This is a genomic window from Bradyrhizobium cosmicum (assembly GCF_032290525.1).
GTDB classification, from domain to species: domain Bacteria; phylum Pseudomonadota; class Alphaproteobacteria; order Rhizobiales; family Xanthobacteraceae; genus Bradyrhizobium; species Bradyrhizobium cosmicum_A.
This window is the reverse complement of sequence record NZ_JASXTA010000013.1, coordinates 188698-212331: the sequence shown is the minus strand read 5'-3', so window position 1 is coordinate 212331 and position 23634 is coordinate 188698. Positions and strand designations below refer to the sequence as shown.

The window sequence follows — 23634 nt, the reverse complement described above, 5'->3', positions numbered from 1 at the left end:
GCATGCAACACGGTTGGCCGGCGTACAGCTTGCAACGATCCGCGGCGAACCTGTCGATCCATTGAGCCCGCTTCCGGTTGAAGCTCATGCCGCTTTCCGCCGCGCCCGACAGTGTCTTATGAATGGCCGTTCGGACACGATCGGCTATGATGTCTTGGTAGAGAAGGAGCTATGTCATGAGGCCGACTGGAGACGGAATTCCATTTGCAAAGGAGGAATTTGCGCGTCGCTTGGCGTCAGTCAAGCAGGAGATGGAACGCCGAGAGATGGATACGCTGCTCATCAGCGAGCCATCAAACATCTATTATCTCACAGGATACGAGGCTTACTCCTATTACGTGTTTCAAATGCTGGTTGTCCATCGCGAGCTTGATGAACCCGTCTGGATTGGCCGGTTCATGGATGCGGTGTCCGCTCGGCGAATGACGCATCTTCCAGAGACGGCCATACACCCCTATACCGACGAATATGTGCAATCGTCAGAACGGGATCCAGTCGATTTCCTCGTCGCAAAACTCAGAGAGATTTGCCCGACCCTGAAAGCTATCGGCACTGAGACGGGCTCATTCTACTACACAGCAAGGGCCCATACCAAGCTGCTTGGCTCTCTCCCGAACGTGCGCTTCGTTGATGCCGAACTCCTGATCAATTGGATCCGCATTCGCAAAAGCCCCGCCGAGCTCGCGATCATGCGGGAGGCTGGCAAGATTTCAAATGCGATGATTGCCGATGCTATCGAGGCGGCAAAGCCTGGCATGCGCGAGTGCGATCTGGCGTCAGTGATCTACCAGCGCATGATCGCCGGCACGCCGGAATACGGCGGTGTTCTACCGTCGAGCCCGGCCTATTTGCTGACGGGCTCACGATCAGGCGAACCGCATGCGCCCTGGTCGGATCGTCTAATTGGCACAAACGTTCCCGTGAATGTGGAGACCTCTGGCTGCCGCCGACGCTATCACGCCCCTATTAGTCGCACGATATTCCTTGGCTCGCCACCGGACTCGTATCTGCGGCTCTCCAACGCTGTGGTTGAAGGTATCGAAGCAGCATTGGCGGAGGTGAAACCTGGCGTCACTTGCGCGGATATAGAACGCACCTGGCAAGCGACGATTGCCCGGCACGGCTTCCACAAGGAAGCCAGACTTGGTTACTCGATAGGAATTGGTTTCTCGCCGACTTGGGGGGAACGGACCGCGAGTCTCCGCAGTACTGATCTCACTGTTCTAGAGCCAGGCATGGCGTTTCACATGATGCCAGGACTATGGCTCGGCGACAACGGGGTCACCATTACTCAATCGTTCATTGTGACTGAAGCTGGCCGGGAGGACTTGACAACGTTCCCGAGACAATTGGTCATAAAATAGAACGCCTTCACTGAAAGCTGCACATCTAGGCGGAGGCGGTTCTCGCCGCCGCCGTGGAGCACGATTTGCTGCGAGTTCGCCGTACACTTGTCGGGCGGGGCTTTGTCCGGCATCCTTGCACTGCTCTCAGCATTCCCGTCGGCGCATTCGCCCAAGCCATAAGGGGACCAAGTCTTAGATGGCGAGGTCCGGAGCATTCGCTGCCTGACAGGCATTTGCGAGCCATCGCGAACGCCACAAGCCTCGGCTGCAACGGCCCTCGCGAAGTGAGCGGATAAACGGGCCGGGACAGCGTTTGGGGCGGCGCGGCGCTTCAAGGGGCATCGGCGCGCCCGCTCGAGGGCGACGATCCGCACACCACTGTCGGGCGTGCGGGATGTCCCTCTTCTTCCACACCCTCACTCGCGAGCCTGACGAAAGCTCTCAAATGGCCTCTATTCGGCACGGCTCGTAAAGGTATAAGTGAATCGGTCCGCGCGCGTCACGTTCTGCCCTGCCAAAATCGGCCGGCCGTCCGCGGCGCTAGGAAAGTAGCGCACGACTAGCAGTGGATAACCCGACACCACATCCAGGACCTGCGCCTGAGCTTCCGTCGCGGTCGTAGCCTCTATTTGATATCTCGTGTGGTCGACGATGATCCCGTATTGCGGCAGAAGGGGGATGATGAATTCGCCCTGCAAATGTTCCTTCAGCTTATCGGCCAGAACCCTCGGCAGCCAAAGCGTATCGAGCCCTACCACCTTGCCGTCTGCGAGCAGTAAGCGTTCCAAGCGATAGAGTGACGCATGAGACGAAACGAGGCCCTTGAGGAACACCTCGTCCGTAGGAGGCACGACTGAGATGCCTCGATCGTAGAGGCTAGCCTTGATGCCGGAGGCACGCATATCCTCGTCAAGGGCCGAAAGCTTGCCTCCATCTATCGTACGAACGATCCGCTTGTCGTCAGCCACAAAAACGCCGAGGCCCTGGCGGCCAACCAACAGCCCTTCAAGCGTAAGATCGCGAATGGCCCGCCTCACCGTGATGCTGCTCACCGTCAGTTCGGTCGCCAGCTCGTCCACGCTCGGAATTCGCTCGCCGCGTGGATATGCGCCAGATGCAATCCGCGAACGCAGTGTGTCGGTCACGGTCTGATACAGGAATCGGCCGCCGCCCGGCGACGGTACTCGCTTTGATGACGGGTTCATTGGAAGTCTTGGTTGGCCACAAAAATGGAGCGAGGGCTCGACGTCCACCTCAATTACATAGCCTACCCAGCTTGACCAGACCGTTCGGGAGAAGTCACGAGAAACCTGCAGTTCTCAATCTGAAGTGTCTTGACAAACGCGCTTTTGTCGCCTCAGTATACTAACTATAATGAGCGCCGTGACAAAGCGGAAGATGGGACGGCGGCGCGACAGTGGATGGTGGCAACGGATGTTGCGTGCCCCTTCGCCTCGACTGACATCCGCGCAATTGAGTTCAGGGAGGGGCGACATGCATCGCCGAAAGTTTTTGACTGCCGTTGCGGGCATGATCGCTGCCCCTGGAGTCGTGCGAGCCAAGCAGCAATTTGATGGGACGGTACTCAACATCAATGGATACGGCGGCGACTACGATCGGCTGCTGAATGAGTACGTCGCGAAGCCACTACGCGAACGTACCGGCCTGCAGGTCAAATATCAGCCCGGTCAGGCATCGGCAGCTGTCGCAAAGCTGATCGCGTCCAAGGACAACCCGCCCTTCGACCTCATCATGGCCGACAGTCCGAACATGCCGGACATCATCGCCAACGATCTCGTCGAGAAGATCACAGAGGCAGAGGTCAAGAACATTGCCAAGCTGAAGCCATCGGTGAGAGAGTTTGGCGACTACGGCGTGCCGTATCTCACCAACGCAATCATCCTTGCCTGCAATTCGAAATACGTGAAGCGGCCGCTGAGCTCTTACAACGACCTCGCTCGTGCTGATCTCAAGGGCAAGCTTGCCCTGATCAGTCCCGAGAACACCCGTGGCCTCCTCACCCTTCTCGGCATCGGTGCCGCAACCGGCGGCGACGTCAACAATCTCGCCCCGGCATTCTCCTTCCTGAGCTCGATCAAGGCGAACATCGCGACGATTTCACCCGCGGCAACAAACCTCGCCCAGCTTTACCAGCAGGAAGAAGTGTGGGCGGGCCCGTTCTGGGACGGGCGCACCTATTCGATCCGCTAGGGCGGTACCCCCCTTGCGACCGTTCTGCCCAAGGAAGGCGTGTTTGGCCTGCTGAACTATGTGGGCCTCGTGAAGAATTCGAAGAACCGCGAAGCTGCGCTCGCCTACATCGATCAGACGCTGTCCGACGAAGCGATCGGTCCGCTGGTCGAATTCTTCCGCTACTCACCGGTGACGAAGATCTCCGTGTCAGACGCGGTCGCCAGGGATCTCGTCTTCAAAGGTGACACCCTCGATGGCTTCAAGAAGGTCGATTGGGAGAAAGTCGCCAAATCGCGCAGCCTGTGGTCCGAGGAATTCAACAAGGCGATGCGCTGACGCCGCCCGATTTGAATCAGGACAGACACTCAATGAGCCGGCGGGCGTCCACCTTGCTGATGGTCGTGCCGATGATTCTGGTCATCGGCCTCTTCCTGATCATCCCCCTGCTGGGACTTCTGGAAGCCAGCTTCAAGGGCACTGGGACCGTCGGCTTTCCGTCGCTGGAGCACTATGATCGTGCCCTGCTCGACCCATTTTATTTGCGGATCTTCGAGACGATCGGCTACGGGCTGCTCTGCACGTTCATCAGCATCTTTCTCGGCTTTCCCGTCGGCTATGCCATGGGCCGCATGAGCCCCAACAAGCGGCGCTGGTACGTCATCCTGGTCATATTACCTCTCACGCTCAGCCTCATCGTCATCGTGTTCGGCTGGCTGGTGCTGCTGGGACGCAACGGCGTTGTCAACTCGCTGCTGCTGACGATGGGTATCATCGACACACCCAAGACGCTCCTCTTCAACGGACCCGCGGTCATCGTCGTCCTAGTCATGCAGTTCCTGCCGTTCATGATCTTGTCCATCATGAGCGTCGTCGTTCAGATCGATCCGGCACTGGAGCTCGCATCAGCCAATTTGAAGGCGACGCGATGGGTGACGCTGCGCCGGGTGGTCTTGCCGCTGTCCATGCCGGGAATCATCGCGGGCTCGAGTCTCGTCTTCACGGCCAGCGTGTCCGCTTTCGTGACGCCAAGATTGATCGGCGGACAGCGTGTGCAGATGATCGGCAGCATCATCTACGACCAGATCCTGACCTACCTGAACTGGGGCTTCGGCTCGGCCCTCGCGTTCATTCTGCTGGCACTGACAATCGTGGTGACGGCGGCATCAAGGATCCGGATCAAGCGGGAGCAAGACGCGGGGTCGGCCCATGCATAAATCGTTGGGCGACTATTTTCTGACGACCGGTGGCTTCGTCGTGCGAGCCGCCGTCTACTCGGGCTGCTGGCGCCGGTGGTCATCGTAATCGCCTCGTCCCTGACGGCCGGCCGGGTGCTTCGTTTTCCCCCGGATGGATTGTCGCTTCGCTGGTACTACGCCGCGGTGACGGACGATGCCTTTATGAACGCGTTCTGGGTCAGCACCAAGCTGGCGACGATCGCAACGATCATTTCGCTTGTCATCGGTTTGGCCGCCTCATTCGCCGTCGCCCGTCGAGACATTCCGGGCAAGACGCTTCTCCTCGGCCTCGCACTCTCTCCGCTGGTGATTCCAATGGTCGTGATCGGCCTCGGTCTGCTGCAGTCGCTGGCCTGGCTCCGTCTCAACCAGAGCATACTCGGATTGGTCCTCGGTCACGTGCTGATCACGCTGCCCTACGTCGTACGAACGCTACTTGCCGGCCTCGTTCACTTTGACCAGAACCTCGAATTCGCCGCCATGAACCTCAGGGCATCACCGCCGCGCGTCCTGAGTCGGATCACGCTGCCGATCCTCGCCCCGACGGTGATGTCGGCTGCGGTCTTCGCCTTCGTAACGTCGTTCGGAAACATCACCCTGTCGATCTTCCTCGGCAACGGCGGACAGACAACCCTTCCGGTCCAGATCTTCACCTATGTCGAGCAGAGCTTCGAGCCCATCATCGCGGCGGTGTCCTCGCTCGTTGTGTTTGGAACCGTCGGGCTTCTCCTGGTCGTCGAGTGGTTGTTCGGCATGAGCAAGACCGTATGACCCATATCGTCGCCACGGCACGCAACGCGCAAGAGACCACCTTGGCCCAGAACACACCCTCGATCGTCGAGATCCGGAATCTGCGCAAGGAATTCGGCAACGCGGTGGCAGTCGACGACCTGACGCTGTCGGTTCGGAAGGGCGAAGTCCTTTGCCTCCTCGGGCCCTCGGGCTGCGGCAAGACCACCACGCTGCGGATGATCGCCGGCTTCATGGAGCCGGAGGCGGGATCGATCCTTATTGATGGCCGCGAAGCCACGGGCCTGCCCCCTATCGCCGCGACACCGGCATGGTCTTTCAGGGCTACGCGTTATTTCCGCATATGACCGTCGAACAGAACGTCGCTTTCGGGTTGGTCAACATCAACGTTCCGCGCAAGGAGCGCGACGCACGCGTGGCGGAGATGCTCGAGCTGGTCGAATTGTCCCATCTCGCAAAGCGATACCCGAGGCAATTGTCCGGCGGCCAGCAACAACGTGTCGCCCTGGCGCGCGCCCTCGCCATACGGCCCGCCGTCCTGCTTCTGGACGAACCGTTCTCGAACCTCGATACGCAGTTGCGGGTTCGTCTGCGCGACGAGTTGAAGCGCCTCATCGTCAAGATCGACGTCACGACCGTACTCGTGACCCATGATCAGGAAGAGGCGATCGTGTTTTCCGACCGCATCGCGGTTATGAACGCGGGCCGGTTGGCCCAGTTGGGAACCCCGTCGGAGATCTATGAAAAGCCCGCGAGCGCGTTCGTGGCCAATTTCGTCGGTGAATGCACGCTCATCGAAGGGCAGATTGAGAACGACATTTTTACGTCGAAGCGAGGGCTCTCCCTACCTGTTCCGGGCAAAAGCGGCGGAGCCACGCTGATGATCAGGCCCGAGCATGTGAGCATCGGTGACGGTCCCGGCAGCATACGGGCCTGTGTGGCGAGTGCCGTCTTTACGGGCGGTGTGACCCGGCTGGTCCTCAAATGTTCGGGGAGGAGCTGCTCATGCAGTCGTTCTTCCGGCATTCCAAGGTCCCTGTGCAGGGCGATGAGGTGAACGTGTGGGTCGACACGTCCTGCCTTCACAGACTTGACTAAAGGCAAGAGCGAAATGGCATCCAACGTGAACAAAACCAAACGGCAGGCATTGCTCGCGAAAATCGAGGAGGATCGCGAGGCGATCGCCAAATTCGTGAGAGACCTCGTCAGGGCAAAATCGCCGAACCCTCCCGGCGACACGCGCTCCTCCATGCAGTGCGTCCGTGACTTCCTCGACGCACGGGACGTCCCCTACCGCATGGAAAACCGTGACGAAACGATGCCAAATCTCGTCGCGACGACGACCTTCGGCCGGCATGACAAGCACCTCGTCCTTAATGGGCATATTGACGTGTTTCCGGTGCCCGATCCGGCGCAATGGAGCATTGATCCCTGGGCGGCGCAGGAGCGCGACGGCGCGATTTACGGGCGCGGCGTGGGCGACATGAAGGTCGGAACGGTGGCATCGATCGTCACGTACACTTACGCGCGTTCGATGGCCGACGGGCAGCTCGATGGACGCCTGACCCTGGCCGTCGTCTCCGACGAAGAAACGTTCGGGCCCAATGGCACCCGTCACCTTTTCGACGTCTGCCCGGAGGAGATCACAGGAACCGCCGTCCTCGTCGGCGAGCCGAGCAGCCGCCATACGGTGCGCCTCGGTGAGAAGGGGATGTTGTGGCTGCGTTTCAAGGTTGAAACGCACGGCGGACATGGCGCCTACGTACACATGGGCCCGAGTGCGGTGGATCAGGCCTCGACCGTCATTGCAGATCTACGCAAGTTTGCGGAATTCGACTTCCAGGAGCCGCCCAGCATCGTCGCGGCCTTGACCGAGGCCGGGGAAACATACGACCGCGCTTTCGGCCGGGGGGCTTCCGAGAACGCGCGACGCGTGACGATGAACGTGGGTCGGATCAATGCCGGCACCAACGTCAACATGATCGCTTCCCAATGCACGTTCGAAGTCGACTTTCGTCTCCCGATGGGCGTGGTCATCAAGGATGCGTTGGATCACATTGAAAAGCTCCGCGAAACGCACTGCTTCAGCTACGACATCATGATGTCCAGCGAGCCAAACTGGACTGAACCCAACCATGAGTTCGTCGAAATTGTTGCCAAAAACGCCGAAACGATCGCCGGGGCACCGCCGCAGCTTATACCGGGGCTTGGCAGCACCGATGCGCGGCTGTGGCGCAACCGCGGGATCCCCGCCGTCGTCTACGGTCCGGCCCCGCGCGGAATGGGTGCAACCGATGAACATGTTCCCGTCGAGGAGATATTCGACGTCGTCCGCTGCCATCTCCTTTCAGCGTTCGACTATCTCTCAAGGAACGACAAATAGAGTCGTGATCACACCCACTTGCAGTCCGACTCTCCGCGTCGCGATAGGATGGCTGCCGAGTGGCATCCAAATCGAGGCGGACGAGCCCGTTGCTTGGCCCGAGCAAGATCGACTCGCGATTGCCGTTGGGTTCCAGACCACATCCGCGGATCGGTTAACCCCGTGGTCCCGAAAGCTCACACAGCTTCTCAGGAACACGCCACACTGAAGGTCCACTTCTATCGACCTTTGGCTCGTGGAGCTCTTATGAGCACCAGCATATTTCATCAGGCCCTGGGACACCTCGTTGAGCGGTCGGAAGGAGCGCGCGCTTGAGAGCCCTTCCCAGGCTCCTGTTCCAGAATGGGCGCGAGTCGTTCAAGCCGCCCTCTTAGGCGTCCCCAATTAGGCGCAAGTTGTACGTGCTAATAGCAATGTCAAGCACGTCTCCGTGCTGCGGATGACGTCCAAAGGGAAAACGCTCCTGCATTATGAGTTGTTCTCCATTGACATCAAGTACAACGCGTGTTGCGCCTCCCAGATAGTGAGAATGGAGGACGCGCGCCTGCTGCCTTTGGCCGGGAGCGCCATCGGCCGACAACTTAAGTTGTTCCGGCCGGATCACCACTGTAGCAGGGCCAGCACTCCACTTGCCGATGATGCGAAGGCCAGCAGTCGACGTGAAAGCGCCCGCATCGTCGACCGTCCCCTTCAGCAGCGAACACCAGCCGATGAACTTGGCGACGAATGGCGTGGCGGGCGTTTCGTAGATTTCGCCGGGCGTTCCAATCTGCTCAACCTTCCCGGCATTCATGACGACAATCCGATCTGACATTGTCAACGCCTCCTCTTGGTCGTGAGTTACGAACAAGGTGGTGACGTTGACGGATCTGACTACCTCCTGGAGTTCTTCCCGCATTCGAACTCGTAGCTGCGCGTCCAAATTCGAGAATGGTTCGTCGAGCAGGAGCACCGCTGGTTTAATTGCTAGCGCGCGAGCTAAAGCGATGCGTTGCTGTTGACCGCCCGACAACTGGCTCGGCAAGCGCTGAGCGAAATGAGGTAACTCGACAAGTTCGAGCATTTCTTCAACACGCTTGTCGCGCTTCTCACGCGGCCACCTCAGATTCTCCAGACCAAACGCGACGTTTTCAGCAACCGTCATATGCGGAAAAAGCGCGTAACTCTGGAACACCATGCCGGTATCGCGTCGATAAGGCGGTTGATGCGTCATATCGATGTTGTTAATGTGTATACTGCCGGAGGATGGCTCCACAAATCCCGCGACCATGCGAAGAGTCGTTGTTTTGCCGCACCCCGATGGGCCAAGCAGGCAGAGAAGTTCCCCTCGCCGAGCCTTGAGCGAAATGTCTGCTACCGCAGCCGCATCGCCGTAGAGCTTAGAAACAGAGCGCAATTCCACGACAAAGTCGTTCCTTTCGGACACGGCGTCTTCTTTTCCTTCCGACAAGGCGAGCATCTCTCCTCCGACTACGCGACCCGGCCGGCGCCGATCAAGCGCTCGATCACCAGGATAATGACTAGTGTTATCACGATCATTAGGCTGGATACCGCGGCAACCAGCGGGTCATAGCTGGTGTCGACGTAGGTGAATATCTGTACTGGTAAGGTGACGTGGCCACCGTAAGTCAAGAATGCGGAAACTGTAACGTTTCCGAATGATGTAACGAAGGCAAAGATCGCAGCCGACAAAAGGCCAGGCAGGATGAGAGGCAGAGTGATGCGCCGAATGACCTTCAAAGGCGAGGCGCGTAGATTCATCGCTGCCTCCTCGAGTACGCGATTATGCAAGCTTAGACTCGCAAGGATGGTGCGCATCACGTAGGGGATGGCAAGTACCAGATGGCCTAGCAGCAAGGGATATATCGTTTGGGTAAGGTTCAACTTGGCGAAGAGCTGCAACAGACCGATCCCGAGCACGACTGCCGGAATAATCAGGGGTGAGAAGGCGAGCGCTTGCAGGAACCCTTTGCCAGGAAATGCGAAACGATTGATTGCAAATGCGGCAGCAAAGCCGATCGCTAGTGCCATCGTGGAAACAAGCACGGCAATGTACGTGCTCGTCCAGAGCGCAGTCATAAACAATTCGTTCTGCCACGCCTCTCGGTACCAGCGCATGGAAAAGCCGGTGGGCGGAAACTTCAATGAGTCACCGCTGGTAAATGAACAAACAATCACCAGAAGTGCTGGCAGCGCAAGCATCGTGTACACGATCGCGCGGACGGCCGCCCCGGACGCCGCCATTGCCCGGTCGATAAGATCAACGCGCATAGCGCCCTCCTTTCGTAACCAGACGAGACGCAGCGAGGGCATTCAGCGCCGCTGTGACCCCAAGTCCGCTCACGAGCAGAATGAACGCCATTGCCGCGCCGGAGGGCCAATTCAGTTCTGCCATGATGCGCTCATAGATGAGGCTACCGAGCATCGCGACGCGGTTTCCGCCGATAAGCCGGGGAGTAATGAACGCCGAGATCGAGAGCACGAAAACGAGGTTAAAGCCGGCAAATATGCCCGGAAGCGCGAGCGGAATGACAACTTTGCGGAAGGTCGCGAATCGGTTGGCGCGTAGATTGGCGGCGGCGTGCTCAAGCACTGGATCTATTTGAGTGACCACACTCATGACGGACAAGATCATGAATGGAAGGAATTGTTGCACCAGGACAGTTATCACCGCTGGCCGGCTAAACAGAAGCTGCTTCGGCGAAGAAGCAATGCCGGAACTTAAGAGGAGTGCGTTGATCACTCCATTACGTCCAAGAATGATCAACCATCCAAATACAATGACCACAAGGCTAAGCGTTAGCGGCATGATGACGATAATGATGCGCCACCGCCTTGCCAGAGGCGAAAGCCGCGCAAGCGAGTACCCGGTGGGGAATCCAATTGCCAAGCAAACCAGGCTGACGATAATCCCGTCGACAAACGTTTCGAATAGCACCGAAGAGTAATAGGAGTCGGAAAAGAAGCGGATATATTGCTTCAGACTAAAGCCGCTTCCATCGAGAAGGTGACTCTCAGACAGAAAACTGGCCCTCAGCAATCCGAACGTGGGCACGATCAAGAATATCACGAGCAGCAAGATCATTGGAGCTAGCAGGAGCGCAGGGGTTAGGACCCGGCGACTGGCAAGAGGCTCCTCCATATGAAACCCTTCGGGATTGGTAACAACTCATTCATGACGCCGCGGTATCGACGAACCCCGGAAACATCACAGCGATTCCAGGCAGCTAGCTTCGGATGATCTTGTTCAGCTCCTCGGTCCACGCACTGCGGTTCGCGATAAGCTTCTCCCAATCAACTTTCTTTTTCAAAGCAATGCGTGCCTGCGAATTGAACAACAGGTCCTGGCGAAGCTCTTCTGGCAGAGTAACGTCGGTTGTTACTCCGTACCGGAGCGCCCGAGGTACACCGAGGACGCCCTCATCGGACAACAACTGCTCGGCATAGGCGTATGCGGCTTCAGGGTATTTAATACCCTTGACCACGTTGATGTAGGTGGTGACCGAGTAAACTCCCTTAGGCGGGACAACGGTCACAATGGGAAGGCCCTTGGTCCTTAGTTCGTGAGCGCGACCATCCCAGAATATGCCAGCATACACCTCTTCGTTTTGAAACATCTGGATCTCGGCGACATTTGTCTGCGCGAGTGCGACAATATTGCGCTTCGCGGCGCTCATCACTTTGAACGCGGGCTCTACGTTTTCGATCGAGCCGCCATTTTCGTCGGCCAAGCCGAGAAGGGTCAGAAGGCTGCCGTATGTGGCGGAAGCCATAACAACCGCGCGCCCCACCAGATCAGGTCGCGCAATATCCGAATACGAGGCAATCGGCTGCTTGATGTACTTTGAATTGTAGACTGGGATAATCGAAGCGACGCTGAATGGCACCCCATAATGGCCAAATTCGCGAAAGTCCGGGAGAATCCGTTTGACGTTCGGGACCTCCGACGCCCTGATCTCCTCGATCATGCCTGCCTTGGTGAGTTCAACCATGTTCGGGCTATCACCCATAAACAGGTCATAAGGCGGATTGTCTCTATTGGCGATCAGTTTGACAAAGTCGGCTGATGTCGTGCCGGCGATGAATTGAATCTTGAGCCCGTATCTCTCCTCAAGGGGCGCGGCCACACTCTTTTTGAGGGCTTCGTCGTAAAGCCCGCCATATCCGTTTACGCGCAACGTGATGCCGGAAAATTTCTTCGACTCAGCGTGGACATAGGGCGCAGCTAGCGCCCCGGCTGTGGCCGTGGCTGCCACTTTCAGGAATGTTCGCCTCTTTATCATGTCCAACCTCTTCCGTTTCAGCTCAAGCGAAATCGACTGTTCTGGTTACCCGGTCCAAGGAGCGACACATTCGGGGAGCCGCGGAATGGCCCCGAGTAGGTTGCAAATCCGGGGCGCGTACGGCTGTCCAACGATCGCGCCGAACCTGGTCCCGTTCGTTCGCCGACCAGCACGTTTCCTCGCCACGACCGGCAAAGCGACGTCGAGTTTCCTGGGCAGCTCGACCGAAAACACCCTGGTCGGATAATCGGCGGGCAACCGTCTGGGCACCGTTTCGGCGACTTTGCAACCTTCCGCCCTCCGCCACTGTTAAACCGCGCGGAATTCCCGCTCGTCACGGAATAGTACGGACTTCCCGGACGAGTATTCAGCAATGACGAGCTTGTGGCAGCTGAAATCCTGCGTCTAACGGACAGATACAGCGTCTTTGCGTTATTGTAGGCGGCAACTGAGCTGTCATCCCATTCCGCACATCGTGCGATGGTCCTTTCGACCGTCACGCGATCGAAGCTCGATTTCGAAGAAGGTTTGAGTGTTCGTTCGACATCTGCCAGGTAGCCAGCATCGCTCGGTTTCAGATCAAGCGCCCTGGTCGTTCTCGCCCTGCGAAGGCTTGCAACGCGGGACAGGTTGCTGCGGAACGGCCCAATTGCGTGCTCTTGGACAGCAGCAATTGAGCGCCACCGTCGGCGGGTTTCCGAGATCACGCCAAATGTCCCGGCTCGCTTTCCGGGCCAGTCGAGTAGCGACAATAGAAGGGTCCGGCCCGGCAAAGCGTCATCGCGAGCGGAAGCGAAACGGTCGCGACTTCCGCAGAGTGATGCGGCGAAGTCGGCGTAGGCAGACCGTAATGCTCGGGTACGATCAGATCAGCCGAGAGTTCACCAACACAACGCACTCAGCGCCAATCTCCGCTTCGAGGCCCGACTGTATTGGTCTCACTAGTTCGTGCCGAGATGTGCGACACACGCCTTGGCGGGAAAAGACAGTTTTCATACGGATATCCGTTTGGGCACCACGATTCGCTGGCTCAAGATCGCGTTTTGCCCTGCAGTTCTTCGATGACCTATCAAGCTCGTCAGCTCCAAAGGACAACGTGATCAGGGAAAGAGACCTCTGGTTCGCTTTGCTCCTTGCACCACGTCAATTCCGATGGCCGTTGCTGCCATTCGATTTGAGATCCGATCGCGTTTCGCGCGCGTTGTGGTTTGCTGGAACGAGCGTTCGAGGATCCGGTACAGACGATCGAATACCTCCGCCTGCTCCCAGAACCGTCGCTGGAGGTCCTGCACCCATTCGAAATAGCTGACGATGACTCCCCCCGAATTGCAAAGGATATCTGGCAAAACGAAAATCTCGTCGCCTCGTGTGTGCAGGATTGCATCGGCCTCAGGCGTCGTTGGACCATTTGCTCCTTCGGCTAGAATTCGGCACTTGAGCTGTCCGGCATTCCGGCCCGTAATGACCTGCTCGATTGCAGCCGGTATGAGGACATCGCACTTCTGAACGAGCAACTCCGAGGGGGCAATGAGGCTCTGAGAGGAAAAGCCGGCAAGGTGGCCGTGCTCGGAAGTATGGCTGTGTAGGGCGGCAAGGTCGAGACCGCCGGGATCAAAGTATGCGGCCGTGTGATCGCTAACGCCGATGATCTTTAGACCTTTTTCAGCCAGGGCGTAGGCTGCTATGGCCCCAACGTTGCCAAACCCTTGCACAATGGCCGTTGCCCCATCGGCGCGAATGCCGAGAATTTCAAGCACGCGACCGTACCAGATAGGCTACGCCGCGTCCTGTTGCCTCGCGGCGACCGAGTGTACCTCCAGCCGATACGGGCTTTCCGGTGACGATCTCGTTGACCGTCTGCCCCTGATACATCGAATAGGTATCCATAAACCACGCCATGACTTGCTCGTTAGTGCCCATATCGGGGGCCATGACATCGGTATGCGGACCGACGAAAGGGATCATCTCCTGCATATACCGTCGCGATAGAGCTTCCAGTTCGCGCGGCGACAACGCATAAGGATCAACGGTAATCCCCCCTTTTGCTCCGCCGGAAGGCCCGCTAACGCGCATTTCCAGCTCATCCAAACAGCTAGAGCGGCGACCTCGCCGATGTCCACCGAGGGCGCGAATCGCGTTCCACCCTTGGTCGGCCCGAGCGTCAGGTGATGTTGGACCGGGTAGCCTTGAAAGACTTCTGTACGGCCATCGTCCCTGTGAATTGGGCACGATACGGCGATTGCGCGCTTCGGGTAGAGTAGTCGATCTCTGTCCATTTCCGGTATTTGCAGGTGATCGGCAACATGCACGAATTGCTGCTTGGCCATTTCGAATACGGGGCCGGCATAGATGGAGCTGTTCATGGGCACTCTCAAAGTGGATCCGGCATGACGCCGATGGATATCTCAGGTGGCGATAGGAAAAGCGGCCGCCCCAATAAAGGGGAGGCCAGTACCTCCGCCGCGAGGACGACAACGAACGTGTTCGGAAGGTGTAAGGTCGTGTCGCCTCGCGCAGGGCCGAGTTGCGGCCACAAGCAGCTTCAGACGTCATTCCAGAGCTTGAGCGCCCTCACATGGCTGAAGCCGTAAGCGCCTCAACTTCATTTCGTGTTGGTAGGCCAGCGGACTTCGATGAAGACGAGGACGGAGCCGCTCCTCCATGCACCGGTGAGTCGGGCGATAAGTCGGCAGATCAGGCATGGGGTGCCCTCGCATGCGGCATGGGTAATCGCGCGCACTTCAACCGGAAGACGTCTTGCCTCGGCATTCGGTGCGACCGATCTCAGGTATCCAGCAAATCTAGAATGTATTTGACGGCAAGTTCCGTCGCCGGAATGATGAGCTCATCCGAGGCTCCGAAAGTCGGCGTATGTACGGGCGATCCGTTGACCGCCGAGCGGCTACCGAACCAAAAATAGATCGAAGGTACGCACGCCGAGTAGAACCCGAAATCGTCACTACCTGTGACCTCCTTGCTGGCATTGAAGCCATCAGGGCCGGCCGTGTCATGAACGATTTGGCGGAAGCGCCTCACCATCTCCGCATCGTTGACGACAGGGGGTTCACCCGAGCGGATGACGCACTCCGCTTGGCCACGGTGCATCGCCGCGGCGCCTTCGGCCACTTCCCGCACGCGCTGGCACAGCTGCCCCCTACGTTCTGGGCTGCGAGTTCTGATCGTCCCTTCCATAACGACGGAAGGGCAAATGATATTGGTCGCCTCGCCGCCGTGAATGGTACCGATTGTGACCACCGCCCCGTCATCGGGTGGCATTTCGCGCGAGACCACTTTTTGTACCTCGTTCACGAAGGCAGCGGCGATTGCGATCGCGTCGACGCCCTTATGAGGCGCCGCGCCATGGGCCATCTTACCCGTAATGGTAAGTCTGAACTGATCGGCCGACTTGGTTACAGCACCCTCGCGCGCGCCAAACTTGCCAGCGGGAATCTCGGGAGCGACGTGAAAGCCGACGGCGTGGTCGAAGCCTTCCAGCAGTTTCTCGTCCTGCACAGTGCGTCCCCCCAGCGGCTCGGCCTCCTCGGCCGGCTGGAAGAAGACGCGCACTTTACCTGCGAAGTTGTCGCGCATTCGATGGAAGGCGAGTGCAGCCCCGAGCGCGATCGAGCCGTGCATGTCATGGCCGCAGGCATGCATAACACCCTTGACCTGTGATTGATAAGGGAGGTCATCGCGTGTCTCCTGGATCGGCAGTGCGTCGATATCGCCGCGTACCGCGATCGAGCGCTTTGGGCCGGAGGCCGTGCCTTCAATATCGATGTAGAGGCCGGTCGTGTGGAAAGTATTGGTCCGGTTGAGACCAAATTGCTGGAGCACGCTCCGAATCCGCTCCTGTGTTTTCCATTCGGCATTTGAGAGTTCAGGCTCACGATGCATCGCATGCCTTAACTCGATCACTGCATCGCGCTCGGACTCCGATAGAAAGCTGGTGGTGCGCGCTCTCATCCGTCTACTCTCTTATTCGCACTTTCGGGCCCGTAAGTTCTCAGAAGAAAAATCTAGCGCGTTGCGACGAAGGAAATCGACCAGTTTTAGCTCGGTCGCGCATGTTTCGGCCGATCTCGCCAGATTTCACGTTGAATTTCGCTAGGCAAGCTGCCGAACCGGCTATGCAACCCCGCCGGGCATTCCGGACAGATCATCTCTGGGCGCATACTGGCGAAAACTCTTTTGGGCGCAGCGCTTCTTTGGGGTTGAGGTCGCATCGGTTGCAAGGCAAAGATGTATACGAGCGGCAGTCTCGCAATATGCAAAGCTTAGCGCTCCCGCAAGGATCGCAGGTATATCAAAGGGCGTGTTTTCCACGGAGACCGCGAGAGACTATGACCTGCGATCTGTATGGCTTATTCCGAATAGCATCAAGGGCGACCGTAGAGACTGTTCAAGGCAGCTACGGCCTCAAGGAACGGACGCCATCATCTGCCGGCAGAGACCAACGACGTCGTAGACGGGCAGCCTCGCAACACGACGAATTGCCGGAGCAACGATCGGGAATGCAGCACATTCGAATAGAATGACCGCGATCTGCGGGTGTGCGTCGCGAAGTCGCGCGACGCAATTGGCCACATCCACCTCCATGGCAGCTACATCGGTTGGCGGCGCTGGACGCTTTAGCTCGTCGTGCCAGAACTTGCCGCCTTCAATCCCACCAATCACGACGCTTGCCCGCTGGTCCGGATCGTCGAGTCCAAGCAGGTCTTCGCTGCAAAAGTTGGAGTCGTAGGTTAGAACAGCAAGCTTGGCCAGCGGCGGCAACTGCCGAAGCAAAGCTGGCAGCAACAGCAGGCTAGACATCCCGACAGGAACATTTACCGCGGCCGCGACTGCGGCCTGGTGACGGATAGAGAAACCGCAAGTCGAACTGATCGCGACTGCACCCCGCTCCAACAGACGCCGCGCGGCGGCGATGAAAGCCGGCTCGAGCGAAGGATCCCCGCGTACGACGTTCTCGACCCAAGCCCCCTCGACCGTTTCGTAGACGACCGGAAAGTCGAAGCTGGCGGGATTCAGCATCGAGCCACACGGCGGAGTCGATGGCGTCGCGCCGGGTGGCACCCCGCGCTCGAGCTTGAGAATTCCCAACGCATGTGGAGTTTCTGCTGTCATTGCTTAAGCTAAACCCGGTTCCGACGCAACTTTCCACTTCAGACTCCGGCCTTGCAGCCGAAATTCTGCGAAAACGCGTCCAGCGCGAACCGTCCCTGCGACTAGCGGCACGCCGTCTTAATCGAGCGGCCGTTGAAAGCCTTGGCTATGTGGATCGGATCAACTTAACTTAACTAGGCTATCGGCGCAAACGTGAGAACGAGCCCACCCCTCCTCAGCATGTGGCGGGCGAAGTTGAGTTCGTTCCTCGCCGAGATGGCCACCGCTCTTCGGGCGATTAGGTCGCAACCAGATCACACCATGTTTCAGGTGGGCACGCGCTTTTTCGGCAGGACTTTCTTTCGCTCAGATTCTTCCATTTCACATACCTCCGAGATGCTTACACCCGGCGGATCAATTGGTAGTAGCCACCAGCAGAGAGCATCAGCATCAAGTTGTGATTTTCGGGCGAGCCGAATTCTGCCGCGTACTGTCCTTGCAAGGCGGCGGATATCGATCCAAATCGACATAAGACAACGAGCCTCCCGTTCCGAGTACCTGTCTCACCATACCGACGCTTCTGCTGTGGTCAGATTCATGTGATCGATCTGGCGCGAAATTCGAGTCCATGCGAGCTATTTTCGTGCAAAGGCGCTGTCTCTCTCTTTCTGCGCCGTCGCATCAATCGCAGTGCGACAACGTCGGCATTGACAACTAGGCTGCTCGCGCTCTTAACCAACGCCGCGACAATTCTACCCAGTATGTCGATCCCACCGAGAGTATCTCGTCATTGAAGTCGTAACTGGTATTGTGAAGAGCGCAGGGACCCGGCCCGTGGCCCTCCTCACGGTGCTCCCCATCCCCGGCCCCCAGAAATGCGAAGGCGCCAGGGCGCGCCTGTAGCATGTATGCGAAATCCTCGGAGCCCATTGTCGGCACAACGTCCGCGTCCACTTTCGCCTCGTCAACAATCGATTTCATTACTTCCCCCGCCAAGCGTGTTTCAGCCGACGTGTTCACCGTGGGCGGGTAGCGTTTGATTATGAGCTCGGCCCTACATTCATACGCCGCGGAAATATTTTGGACGATCGTCTGCATCCTGGACTCGATTAGATCCAATGTCTTCTCGTTGAAAGCTCTTATCGTGCCGGCAAGTGTGGCTGTATCTGGGACGATGTTTCTTGCCTCGCCCCCATTGAACTGAGTGACAGATAGTACCGCTGCATCCATTGGATTCTTGTTGCGGGTGATGATGCTCTGGAGCGCCGTGGCGATTTGTGAACCCGTCAAGATGGGATCCTTTCCATCATGCGGAAACGCGGCGTGCGCGCCGACGCCAATGATCCGAATGTCGAAGTTGGTGCATCCCGCCAAAATCGGACCAGGCCTAATCCCGAAGCTATTTACGGGCAGGCCTGGCCAATTATGCAAACCGAAGACTGCGTCGACCGGAAACTGTCTGAAGATCCCCTCATCCACCATAACCTTCGCGCCCGACCCATTTTCCTCCGCTGGGGAGAAGATGAATACGATTGTGCCATCGAAATCTCGTGCACGTGCCAAATGGCGAGCAGCGCCCAACAACATCGCCATGTGCCCGTCATGACCGCAGGCATGCATCTTTCCGGGATACTGCGACCGATGCTCAAACCCGTTGAGTTCCAGCATCGGCAGGGCATCCATATCCGCGCGTAATCCAATCGAGCGTTTCCCGTCACCAACGCGCAGCACGCCAACCACCCCCGTGCGACCGAGGCCACGGTGCACCTCGATGCCATATTCTTTCAATGTCTTGGCAATGAGATCCGACGTTTCGGTCTCCTCGAAAGCCAACTCCGGATGAGCATGGAACCAGCGTCGCAAAGCCCTCGTCTCTTCTTCCGCGGCCTTTATCTCTGGGATGGTTCGCATTGTGAGGCTCCGGTGGACGTATCTGCGCTTGTCGCCTGACAGGCATGGTTTTCATTTACGACGTTCAACTTCGAGCAGCGGTCGGGGCGCGCACTGACTTCGGCTGAGAAACAGCTCTGTTGACGTGGACCAGTAGCGAAGTCATGGCTAAATGTAGCGAACGACGAAAGACTGATTTGTGCGATAAATCGCATGCCGGCGCTCTAATCCAGCCTCAAGGCGTACCTGTTGGGCGGATTTCTGCCAAGCTGTGGCTGACCAGGTGATCGATGATCGCTGCACAGCGATTAAGGGAGAAGTGAAGCCGCAGGACCAAGCCTATCTTCAATTCCTCATGCTCTCAGGTTCTTGCCGTAGTGCGGCGATCGATACACTTCCGCTCAGAACAGAGAATGCAGCCACGTTACGTGATGGGCGGCGGCAACTCGGGATTCTGTCCGCGGCTATTCTTCGATTCCTGACCACAGCGCCACGACCAGACCGACGACTGTGTCTGCGGTCGGACCACTGCCGGTCGCGAGACAGGAGCGTTCACAGCACTTTCCCCGGGTTCATGATGCCAAGCCGATCGAGCATCGCCTTGAGCTGTCGCATCAGCTCGATCGCGGTCTTGTCCTTTACGTCGGGCAGCTCGTCGCGCTTGAGCACGCCGATGCCGTGCTCGGCCGAGATCGAGCCGCCCATGCGCAGCACGATGGCGAACACGACTGCGTTCATCTCGTGCCAGCACGCCAGATAGTCCGCGGTGTTGGCGCCGATGGGCTGGCTGACATTGTAGTGCAGATTGCCGTCGCCGAGATGGCCGAACGGCACCGGCCGCGCGCCGGGAATCAGCTTCACCACGGCTTCATTGGCCTCGGCGATGAAGGCCGGCACGGTGGCCACCGGCACGGAGATGTCGTGTTTGATCGAGCCGCCCTCCGGCTTTTGTGCTGACGACATTTCGTCGCGCAGCTTCCAGAAGCCGGCGCGCTGGGTGAGATTGGCCGCGATCACCGCGTCGTCGACGATCTCGTCCTCCATGGCGCGGCCGAGGATCGTTTCCAGCGGCGTCCGGGCGTCGGCGCCGGGCGACGACAATTCCATCAGCACGTACCAGGCATGCTTTTGCGCGAGCGGATCGCGCACGTCGATGCCGTGGCGGATCGAGAAATCGACTGCCATCTCCGACAGCAGCTCGAAGCTCGTCAGCGCATTGGCGGCCTCGCTCTGCGCGATCGCCAGCAGTTTCAGCGCGGCCTCCGGCGACTTCAGCCCGACGAAGGCGGTCTCGATCGAGCGCGGCTTCGGAAACAGCTTCAGCGTCGCCGCCGTGATGATGCCGAGCGTGCCTTCGGCGCCGATGAACAGGTTGTGCAGATTGTATCCGGTGTTGTCCTTCTTCAGCTTCGACAGCACGCCCAGCACGCGCCCGTCCGCCAGCACCACCTCGAGCCCCAGCGCCATCTCGCGCGCGACGCCATAGGCGAGCGCGGCCGTGCCGCCGGCATTGGTCGAGAGATTGCCCCCGATGGTGCAGCTCCCTTCCGCGCCCAGCGAGAGCGGAAACAGCCGGTCCATTTCGGCGGCCTTCTGCTGCGCGATCTGCAGCACCACGCCGGCCTCGCAGGTCATGGTGTTGGAGGCGGTGTCGATCTCGCGGATCTTGTCGAGCCGCCGCAGCGACACCACCAGCTCGCCATGATGCGGCGTCTGGCCGCCGACGAGCCCGGTGTTGCCGCCCTGCGGCACCAGCGCGATCCTGTGCTCGGAGGCCAGCTTGCAGATTGCGGCGACCTCGGCGGTCGAGCCGGGGCGCAGCACCAACGGCGAGCGGCCGTGGAACAGATTGCGCTCCTCGGTGACATAGGCCTCGATGTCGGCCGCATCGGTGATGGCGTGCCTCTCGCCGACGATCCTGCGGAATTGTTCGATCAGCTCGAGCGCAAGCGGCGCTGCGGGAGACCTGCTGATAATCACGACCGTTACCTTCGAAGCGGCACCGACATTACAGTTGTCGGCAATGCAAATTGCGGAACAAACAATGATTCCGACCGCCTTTGCCACTGCACGATAAAGTAGAGCACTGGGATATTCTGGCCTGACTGTCCGCTTAGGCCACTCCGATGCTCAATGCTGGCGGACGAGCTTGCCTAGCGGCAGCAGCGTACGCTTCGCACGCACAGCCACTGAAATCGGACGGCTCAACAGTCGGGTTGCACCGCTTCTCCTCATCCAGCGTCCCTTAATAGCCGCGCCTCATGTCCACGGCGTTCCTCATCGGCTCGTTCTTCAGGAAGTGGCCAATGTTGTCGCCAAAGATGGAGAACACCCGCTCTGTATAATTCGTTGGACTTCCCGCCACATGAGGCGTCGCAATCACGTTTGGCATATCCCATAGCGGGCTGTCCTGGGACAGCGGTTCGTGCTCGAAGACGTCGAGCATCGCTCCGGCGATTTCTCGCGTCTGAAGAGCCCTGATCAGGTCTGCCTCCACCACGACGTTACCTCGGGCGATGTTAACGAGAAAGGCATCACCTCGCATGCACGCGAACTCCGCTGCGCCTATGAGCCCGATTGTGTCTACGGTCGCGGGCACAGCCAGAACCACAAAGTCGCACAGCGGAAGCAACTCTGCGAGCCTGTCGGAGGCAAACAGGTGGTCGACACCCTCGACTGCTATGGAAATATTTCGTTTTGAGCCTACGACTGTCATTCCAGCGCTCTTGGCGCGGCGCGCGATCGTCGCTCCGATGGAGCCCAGTCCGACTACTCCGAGCGTCTTCTCAGCCAGGGGCGCCACATAGCGCGGGTTCCACTTTCGTTCGGCCTGCTCTTGCAAGAACCTACGGAAATCCCAGTGCAGCATCGTTACACCGGCCATCACAAAGTCCGTGATGATGTCACCGTGAATCCCGCGTGCATTGGTGACGGTGATGTGACCCGCTCGATCGCGAATGGGCAAGATGGAATCAACACCGGCGTTAGTGCATTGAAACCAGCGCAATTTCTTCGCCTTATTGAACAGCTCCACGGGGAAGCGAGACGCGAGCAGTGCATCTGCCTCACCTATGTAATGCTCCAGCCGTTCGGGATCTGGCGCGCTGATTGCGCGAACCTGCGGGAAACGCTCACCTATGAGTCCTGCGTATGTTTCGGCAGCAGGATGGTTGAGGAGCACAGTAAGTGCTGGAACTTGATCGGCCATATTGTTCTCCGAAACGCGACACTTTTAGCCGGCTGCCGCACGTTTGTTGTCGCTTGTCACGCAGTGTTCAGGGTACTCGGGGGGCGACGCCACGCATTTCTAGTCGACCTCGCAAAGCGACGTTGACAAGCTACTCCTTCAGAACGCTTGCGTCGTTCGCGACCCAAGAGGCGACACACGCATCGCCGATCCCGGGCAGTGTTTCAGCTGAGACGTTGAGCACCTTCGAGGTCAACTGCAATCCATACTCCGTGCGAAATTCGACGATGGTCGCATCACCAATGAATGTCATGTCGATAATACGCCCCTGAACTCCACGTGCATGTCCGACGGCTTTGTCGAGGCGCAAATGTTCGGGTCGCACACAAAGCGTGGCATCCATGTCCGCCTCGGGCCGATGCGCGGCAGCCAAGTCCTCACCGCCAGGCCCCTGAAGGACGCCAGACCTGAGCCTGACGGGGATGAGATTTACCTCACCCACAAAACTGGCCACAAACAAATCGGCGGGTCTGCGATAGATGTCCTGCGGTGCGGAAACCTGCCGTATCCGCCCCTCATGCATGACCGCTATCCGATCGGACATGGCAAGAGCCTCATCCTGATCATGGGTGACATAGATCATCGTCTTGCCGACTTCCTTATGCAAGGTCTTGATCTCGTTCCTGAGATGCTGGCGCAACTTTCTATCCAGCGCGCCGAGAGGCTCGTCGAGAAGCAGGACAGGTGGTTCGAAAACCATTGCTCTGGCAATCGCCACTCTCTGCTGTTGACCGCCAGACATTTGGTGAGGGTATCGTGAGGCCAGGGCAGTTAGGTGCACCTGGTCAAGGACGCGATGCACGCGGGTTTCGATCTCCGCTTTAGGCATACGTCGCATCCGAAGCGGATATGCGACATTCTCGGCGACCGTCATATGCGGGAATAGGGCATAGTTCTGGAAGATCACGCCGAGTTCGCGACGGTGGGGCGGCAGTCGCGTGATATCCTTGTCATCCAACAAGATCTGACCGCTGTCCGGCAACTCGAAACCAGCGATCATCATCAGAGTTGTCGTCTTTCCCGATCCGCTCGGGCCCAGCAATGAGACGAACTCTCCGGGCGATATCGTAAGGCTGACACTATCAACGGCTGTTGCGCGGCCGTACCGTTTGTTCAGGCTATGCAGCACAATCCCACCGGTCTTCACATCAGCGCTGGTCAACCCGGCTTTCATCAGCATTTGGGCTCCAATTGGTGCTCT

At 58.5% G+C, this 23634-nt stretch carries 19 protein-coding genes and 1 pseudogene; 8 read left to right on the top strand and 12 right to left on the bottom strand.

Translation table 11 applies throughout. The features are described from left to right. Nucleotides 1-176 precede the first annotated feature (176 nt). Nucleotides 177-1364, top strand: a complete 1188-nt coding sequence (locus QSV46_RS23665) for a Xaa-Pro peptidase family protein (protein ID WP_314957340.1) — start codon at nucleotides 177-179, stop codon at nucleotides 1362-1364. Between the two features lie 434 nt (nucleotides 1365-1798). On the opposite strand, the gene QSV46_RS23660 is transcribed toward QSV46_RS23665, so the two are convergent. Then, nucleotides 1799-2551 carry a GntR family transcriptional regulator gene (locus QSV46_RS23660; RefSeq protein ID WP_314957338.1) on the bottom strand — a complete coding sequence of 251 codons (753 nt, stop codon included), beginning with the start codon at nucleotides 2549-2551 and terminating at the stop codon, nucleotides 1799-1801. A 169-nt stretch (nucleotides 2552-2720) separates the two neighbouring features. On the opposite strand from QSV46_RS23660, the gene QSV46_RS23655 reads away from it, so the two are divergent. The 7 genes from QSV46_RS23655 to QSV46_RS23625 all read left to right on the top strand — a co-directional run bounded on the left by QSV46_RS23655 (nucleotide 2721) and on the right by QSV46_RS23625 (nucleotide 7907). Further along, nucleotides 2721-3557: an extracellular solute-binding protein gene (locus QSV46_RS23655; RefSeq protein WP_314957335.1), complete on the top strand. Its 837-nt coding sequence runs from the start codon at nucleotides 2721-2723 to the stop codon at nucleotides 3555-3557. A gap of 39 nt (nucleotides 3558-3596) precedes the next feature. Further along, entirely contained in the window at nucleotides 3597-3875 is a 279-nt protein-coding gene (locus QSV46_RS23650; protein ID WP_314957333.1) for a hypothetical protein, read from the top strand. A gap of 32 nt (nucleotides 3876-3907) precedes the next feature. Further along, nucleotides 3908-4753, top strand: a complete 846-nt coding sequence (locus tag QSV46_RS23645) for an ABC transporter permease (RefSeq protein WP_314957331.1) — start codon at nucleotides 3908-3910, stop codon at nucleotides 4751-4753. 114 nt (nucleotides 4754-4867) lie between these two features. Then, complete coding sequence (locus tag QSV46_RS23640) at nucleotides 4868-5545, top strand: ABC transporter permease (protein WP_314957329.1); 678 nt, start codon at nucleotides 4868-4870, stop codon at nucleotides 5543-5545. Further along, nucleotides 5542-5871: an ATP-binding cassette domain-containing protein gene (locus QSV46_RS23635; RefSeq protein ID WP_314957327.1), complete on the top strand. Its 330-nt coding sequence runs from the start codon at nucleotides 5542-5544 to the stop codon at nucleotides 5869-5871. The genes QSV46_RS23640 and QSV46_RS23635 overlap by 4 nt, the downstream gene beginning before the upstream one ends. Continuing rightward, nucleotides 5835-6581: an ABC transporter ATP-binding protein gene (locus QSV46_RS23630; protein WP_314957325.1), complete on the top strand. Its 747-nt coding sequence runs from the start codon at nucleotides 5835-5837 to the stop codon at nucleotides 6579-6581. The genes QSV46_RS23635 and QSV46_RS23630 overlap by 37 nt, the downstream gene beginning before the upstream one ends. A gap of 54 nt (nucleotides 6582-6635) precedes the next feature. Beyond that, nucleotides 6636-7907: a M20/M25/M40 family metallo-hydrolase gene (locus QSV46_RS23625; RefSeq protein WP_314957323.1), complete on the top strand. Its 1272-nt coding sequence runs from the start codon at nucleotides 6636-6638 to the stop codon at nucleotides 7905-7907. A gap of 370 nt (nucleotides 7908-8277) precedes the next feature. Here QSV46_RS23625 and QSV46_RS23620 read toward each other — a convergent pair whose 3' ends face one another. The 11 genes and pseudogenes from QSV46_RS23620 to QSV46_RS23570 all read right to left on the bottom strand — a co-directional run bounded on the left by QSV46_RS23620 (nucleotide 8278) and on the right by QSV46_RS23570 (nucleotide 23613). Continuing rightward, nucleotides 8278-9366 (bottom strand): ABC transporter ATP-binding protein, encoded by a 1089-nt coding sequence (locus QSV46_RS23620; RefSeq protein ID WP_314957321.1) that lies wholly within the window; start codon nucleotides 9364-9366, stop codon nucleotides 8278-8280. A gap of 11 nt (nucleotides 9367-9377) precedes the next feature. Then, nucleotides 9378-10178: an ABC transporter permease gene (locus tag QSV46_RS23615; protein ID WP_314957318.1), complete on the bottom strand. Its 801-nt coding sequence runs from the start codon at nucleotides 10176-10178 to the stop codon at nucleotides 9378-9380. Further along, nucleotides 10168-10992, bottom strand: coding sequence for an ABC transporter permease (locus QSV46_RS23610; protein WP_314957317.1), 825 nt, complete (start codon nucleotides 10990-10992; stop codon nucleotides 10168-10170). Before QSV46_RS23610 ends, QSV46_RS23615 begins: the two co-directional genes overlap by 11 nt. Before the next feature lie 142 nt (nucleotides 10993-11134). Then, nucleotides 11135-12190 (bottom strand): extracellular solute-binding protein, encoded by a 1056-nt coding sequence (locus QSV46_RS23605; RefSeq protein WP_314957313.1) that lies wholly within the window; start codon nucleotides 12188-12190, stop codon nucleotides 11135-11137. Between the two features lie 1100 nt (nucleotides 12191-13290). Next, nucleotides 13291-14553: pseudogene (locus QSV46_RS23600) on the bottom strand (Glu/Leu/Phe/Val family dehydrogenase). A gap of 421 nt (nucleotides 14554-14974) precedes the next feature. Then, complete coding sequence (locus QSV46_RS23595; protein WP_314957311.1) at nucleotides 14975-16156, bottom strand: M20 family metallopeptidase; 1182 nt, start codon at nucleotides 16154-16156, stop codon at nucleotides 14975-14977. Between the two features lie 453 nt (nucleotides 16157-16609). Continuing rightward, complete coding sequence (locus QSV46_RS23590; RefSeq protein WP_314957309.1) at nucleotides 16610-17224, bottom strand: hypothetical protein; 615 nt, start codon at nucleotides 17222-17224, stop codon at nucleotides 16610-16612. A 786-nt stretch (nucleotides 17225-18010) separates the two neighbouring features. Continuing rightward, complete coding sequence (locus tag QSV46_RS23585; RefSeq protein ID WP_314957307.1) at nucleotides 18011-19207, bottom strand: M20 aminoacylase family protein; 1197 nt, start codon at nucleotides 19205-19207, stop codon at nucleotides 18011-18013. Between the two features lie 531 nt (nucleotides 19208-19738). Further along, nucleotides 19739-21166, bottom strand: coding sequence for an FAD-binding oxidoreductase (locus tag QSV46_RS23580; protein ID WP_314957304.1), 1428 nt, complete (start codon nucleotides 21164-21166; stop codon nucleotides 19739-19741). A 265-nt stretch (nucleotides 21167-21431) separates the two neighbouring features. Then, nucleotides 21432-22394 carry a D-2-hydroxyacid dehydrogenase gene (locus QSV46_RS23575; RefSeq protein WP_314957301.1) on the bottom strand — a complete coding sequence of 321 codons (963 nt, stop codon included), beginning with the start codon at nucleotides 22392-22394 and terminating at the stop codon, nucleotides 21432-21434. A 130-nt stretch (nucleotides 22395-22524) separates the two neighbouring features. Then, nucleotides 22525-23613 carry an ABC transporter ATP-binding protein gene (locus tag QSV46_RS23570; RefSeq protein ID WP_314957300.1) on the bottom strand — a complete coding sequence of 363 codons (1089 nt, stop codon included), beginning with the start codon at nucleotides 23611-23613 and terminating at the stop codon, nucleotides 22525-22527. Nucleotides 23614-23634: the final 21 nt, after the last annotated feature.

Bases quoted from the DNA above. Each gene is read 5' to 3' on its own strand.
- QSV46_RS23665 (WP_314957340.1), top strand. From the start codon at position 177: ATGAGGCCGACTGGAGACGGAATTCCATTTGCAAAGGAGGAATTTGCG.
- QSV46_RS23660 (WP_314957338.1), bottom strand. From the start codon at position 2,551: ATGAACCCGTCATCAAAGCGAGTACCGTCGCCGGGCGGCGGCCGATTC.
- QSV46_RS23655 (WP_314957335.1), top strand. From the start codon at position 2,721: ATGAGCGCCGTGACAAAGCGGAAGATGGGACGGCGGCGCGACAGTGGA.
- QSV46_RS23645 (WP_314957331.1), top strand. From the start codon at position 3,908: ATGAGCCGGCGGGCGTCCACCTTGCTGATGGTCGTGCCGATGATTCTG.
- QSV46_RS23635 (WP_314957327.1), top strand. From the start codon at position 5,542: ATGACCCATATCGTCGCCACGGCACGCAACGCGCAAGAGACCACCTTG.
- QSV46_RS23630 (WP_314957325.1), top strand. From the start codon at position 5,835: ATGGTCTTTCAGGGCTACGCGTTATTTCCGCATATGACCGTCGAACAG.
- QSV46_RS23625 (WP_314957323.1), top strand. From the start codon at position 6,636: ATGGCATCCAACGTGAACAAAACCAAACGGCAGGCATTGCTCGCGAAA.
- QSV46_RS23620 (WP_314957321.1), bottom strand. From the start codon at position 9,366: ATGCTCGCCTTGTCGGAAGGAAAAGAAGACGCCGTGTCCGAAAGGAAC.
- QSV46_RS23615 (WP_314957318.1), bottom strand. From the start codon at position 10,178: ATGCGCGTTGATCTTATCGACCGGGCAATGGCGGCGTCCGGGGCGGCC.
- QSV46_RS23610 (WP_314957317.1), bottom strand. From the start codon at position 10,992: ATGATCTTGCTGCTCGTGATATTCTTGATCGTGCCCACGTTCGGATTG.
- QSV46_RS23605 (WP_314957313.1), bottom strand. From the start codon at position 12,190: ATGATAAAGAGGCGAACATTCCTGAAAGTGGCAGCCACGGCCACAGCC.
- QSV46_RS23595 (WP_314957311.1), bottom strand. From the start codon at position 16,156: ATGAGAGCGCGCACCACCAGCTTTCTATCGGAGTCCGAGCGCGATGCA.
- QSV46_RS23590 (WP_314957309.1), bottom strand. From the start codon at position 17,224: ATGCTGAATCCCGCCAGCTTCGACTTTCCGGTCGTCTACGAAACGGTC.
- QSV46_RS23585 (WP_314957307.1), bottom strand. From the start codon at position 19,207: ATGCGAACCATCCCAGAGATAAAGGCCGCGGAAGAAGAGACGAGGGCT.
- QSV46_RS23575 (WP_314957301.1), bottom strand. From the start codon at position 22,394: ATGGCCGATCAAGTTCCAGCACTTACTGTGCTCCTCAACCATCCTGCT.
- QSV46_RS23570 (WP_314957300.1), bottom strand. From the start codon at position 23,613: ATGCTGATGAAAGCCGGGTTGACCAGCGCTGATGTGAAGACCGGTGGG.